This window comes from Leptolyngbya sp. FACHB-36, from assembly GCF_014695955.1.
In the GTDB taxonomy this organism is placed as follows: Bacteria; Cyanobacteriota; Cyanobacteriia; order Leptolyngbyales; family Leptolyngbyaceae; genus FACHB-36.
The window spans coordinates 1-2722 of record NZ_JACJPG010000457.1; the positions used below are offsets into that span (position 1 = coordinate 1).

A 2722-nucleotide genomic window follows, 5' to 3' on the forward strand; every position below is an offset into this window, starting at 1 on the left:
TTTTTCTCCATGTCCTCCAGCATTGCCCGACCTTTCTCAGTCAGTTCTGCTTTCTTGAATGTGATCAAGTGCGGCAGAGGACCGTCTGGGGCGCCGAAGGAATTGGCAATCCGGAAGCCAAACTCTTGAGGATTAGCCGCGTCTGGGGTATCTTCCTGGTTGGCATAGGCGTTGCCTGTGAACTCGGCATTAATATACTGGCGCTGATTTAGATAGTCTAAATGGCTTAAAAAATCGGCAGGCGTCACTTGCATACCGATAAAATCTTGTTCTGTAAAATCAACCTCATCTGGACCAGGACCACGATCGCTCTCATGAATTTTTCTTAGCATGATGTAAACAACATCATCTCGAATGGTTGGCATAAAACTCTCCATAAGTGAACTCTTTAAGACGCTATCGAAGACAAAACCCTTTTTCATCTGTCACAGGGATCATCCACTGCGCAGAACTACTCAGGCTTTCGGTCTAAATTTTGCTCGACTTTATTAAGCGGTATTACAACCCGTCCAGTTACCGGGTCAGCTGGATCTAAGATCCTAATCACACAAGCGGCTATGGCATTTTTCGATCTGCAACCGTTTGTGCACCACAAACATTTAGGCAACCGCCGACCCATTCTTGACTGTCCTCCTTGATGAAACCGTCGCTGCATTGCCCCGCTTGCTCTCGATCAATCGCTCTGCCTCCAGCCTCCCATCAGGTAACGTGCAGTTCCTGTGGTTGTGAATTCGGCATGGTCTATGGCAAGCTCTCGAAGCGATCGTCGCTTCCAGAAACACTGCTGTTTATCAACGCTAAGCTGCCGAAAGTCTTTAGGCGGCATTACATGTTGCAAGTTACAACGCCCGATCGCACGTTGAAGCAGCTTCAATTTTCGATTCCCGGCAAGCTAGACCAAGTGCCCGTTCACCACGGCGATATGGTGTCGATCCTCTACACCATGCGGGGGTACATCATGCACAAGCTAGTTGCTGTCACCAATCACACCACTGGCAAGCGATTTCTGTTTCCGCACCCGATTTCCAGCGCAACGCACCTGTCCGGAGTGGTGGGCGGTATGGTTTTAGGCTTGCTGCTAGGCGCTTACCTGCTGGGGCTAAATTTGCTGCTGGCATCGGTGGTGAACGCGATCGGCGTGCTGGTCTTTTTGAAGGTAACCTCGATCGCGCAGCTTACGACGCCTTCACTTGAAACCCGTGAAGGCAAGCGCCTGCTGGCAGACCAACAGCTTCTAGTGCAGAAGCGCAAGATCGAGCAACGCGTCGAAGAACTAAACCACGACAGCAAAGCAAATCAGGTTCTAATTCAGCAATTGGATGATCTGAAGCGCAAAATGACGCATCTAGATCAGCGCCTGTACTCGTCTCGAATCGTGCGCACCAACAGTGCTATCACGATTCTGAAACAGCAAATTGGTAACAACTATCGCCTCGTTCGTGAATACGGACGAGCCGTCAAAATGATCGACATTGAGGTTGAAACCTCCTGGATTGCTGACCAGCTTCCCGATAGTGAAGACTTCACTCGCAAAATCCTGCGGCGTTTGGAGGAACTAAAGACGATCGAAGACCAAAACCAATCGCTCAAGTTTCAGCTTGCGGCGTACGAGGATATAGGACGGCTCTAAGCACACGGTAGCAGGGCGTCAGGAATCGCGTAGAATAGCTAGCGCTCACGAATCCAGCGAGGCGTACCACTCCGCGTAGGGCGTGTTCTTGACTAGCCTGCGATTGTAGTCTGGTGCGTCGTCTGTCCACCACACCTCGCCGCGCTCCCCCAGCGCTACTTTTGCCACATCTACCTGCTGTCGCGCAGTCGTTAGTGCCGCTTCGTCGCCCTGCTGCAAGGCAGTTTTTACAGCGCGACGGGCAGCCATTAGCTGAGCGACCAGCGATTTTCGGGTCTCGTCGTCTAAAGTGGGATTGGAGCAGCGCCAGAGTCGCCCTCTGACGACAAAGTAGCGATCGTCTGGCGTCATTGGATAGCGCATGGTGAAGTCCTTGCGATTTGTTGCTCAAAACTCCGTAGAATAAAGCCTTATGGAACGCGAAGTCATCACCCTTTTGTCGAGTCGAGAAGTCGAGAAAATGCGCCAAGCCGGCCACTTGGCGGCGAAACTGCTGCATCACCTATCGACCATGGTGCAGCCCGGAGTGAGTACGCTAGACCTAGACAACGAAGCAGAGCGCTGGACGCAGGCTCATGGTGCCAAAAGCGCTCCTTTGGGCTACAAAGGCTACCCCAAATCGATCTGCACCAGCATCAACGAAGTTGTCTGCCACGGCATTCCCAGCGCCAAAGAAGTTCTTAAAGACGGCGACATCATCAACATTGACGTGACGCTAATCGTGGAGGGCTACCACGGCGACACCTCCAAAACCTTTTTCGTTGGAGAGCCATCACCGATCGCCAAAGCGCTCGTCGAGGTTACGGAAGAATGCCGTCGTCGCGGCATTGCCGCCGTAAAGCCGAATGCCAAAATCGGCGATATTGGCGCAGCAATTCAGGAATACGCTGAGTCGCAGGGCTTCTCCGTTGTGCGAGATTTTGTCGGACATGGCATCAGCAATGTTTTTCACACAGCACCGCAAATTCCCCACTACGGCAAAGCAGGCACGGGACGCCGTTTGCGACCGGGAATGGTGTTTACGATCGAGCCGATGATCAACATTGGCACCTACGAAGTTGAAGTTCTCGGCGACAAATGGACAGCTGTGAC

Annotated in this window: 3 protein-coding genes and 1 pseudogene; 2 read left to right on the top strand and 2 right to left on the bottom strand. The window is 52.2% G+C overall.

Going from position 1 to position 2722, the window contains the following annotated elements; translation table 11 throughout:
- Positions 1–365, bottom strand: a pseudogene (locus H6F43_RS12860) (DUF2267 domain-containing protein); the annotation flags it as partial.
- A gap of 371 nt (positions 366–736) precedes the next feature.
- Here H6F43_RS12860 and H6F43_RS12865 point away from each other — a divergent pair.
- Positions 737–1630, top strand: coding sequence for a hypothetical protein (locus tag H6F43_RS12865; RefSeq protein WP_190343145.1), 894 nt, complete (start codon positions 737–739; stop codon positions 1628–1630).
- Between the two features lie 45 nt (positions 1631–1675).
- Here the strand turns inward: H6F43_RS12865 and H6F43_RS12870 are convergent, their stop codons facing one another.
- The gene (locus tag H6F43_RS12870; protein WP_190343146.1) at positions 1676–1993 is read right to left on the bottom strand and encodes a hypothetical protein; all 318 of its coding nucleotides are present in this window, start codon (positions 1991–1993) and stop codon (positions 1676–1678) included.
- 49 nt (positions 1994–2042) lie between these two features.
- On the opposite strand from H6F43_RS12870, the gene map reads away from it, so the two are divergent.
- A partial coding sequence (gene map, locus H6F43_RS12875; protein WP_190343147.1) for a type I methionyl aminopeptidase occupies positions 2043–2722 on the top strand: 680 nt, incomplete at its 3' end.

Bases quoted from the DNA above. Each gene is read 5' to 3' on its own strand.
- H6F43_RS12865 (WP_190343145.1), top strand. From the start codon at position 737: ATGGTCTATGGCAAGCTCTCGAAGCGATCGTCGCTTCCAGAAACACTG.
- H6F43_RS12870 (WP_190343146.1), bottom strand. From the start codon at position 1,993: ATGCGCTATCCAATGACGCCAGACGATCGCTACTTTGTCGTCAGAGGG.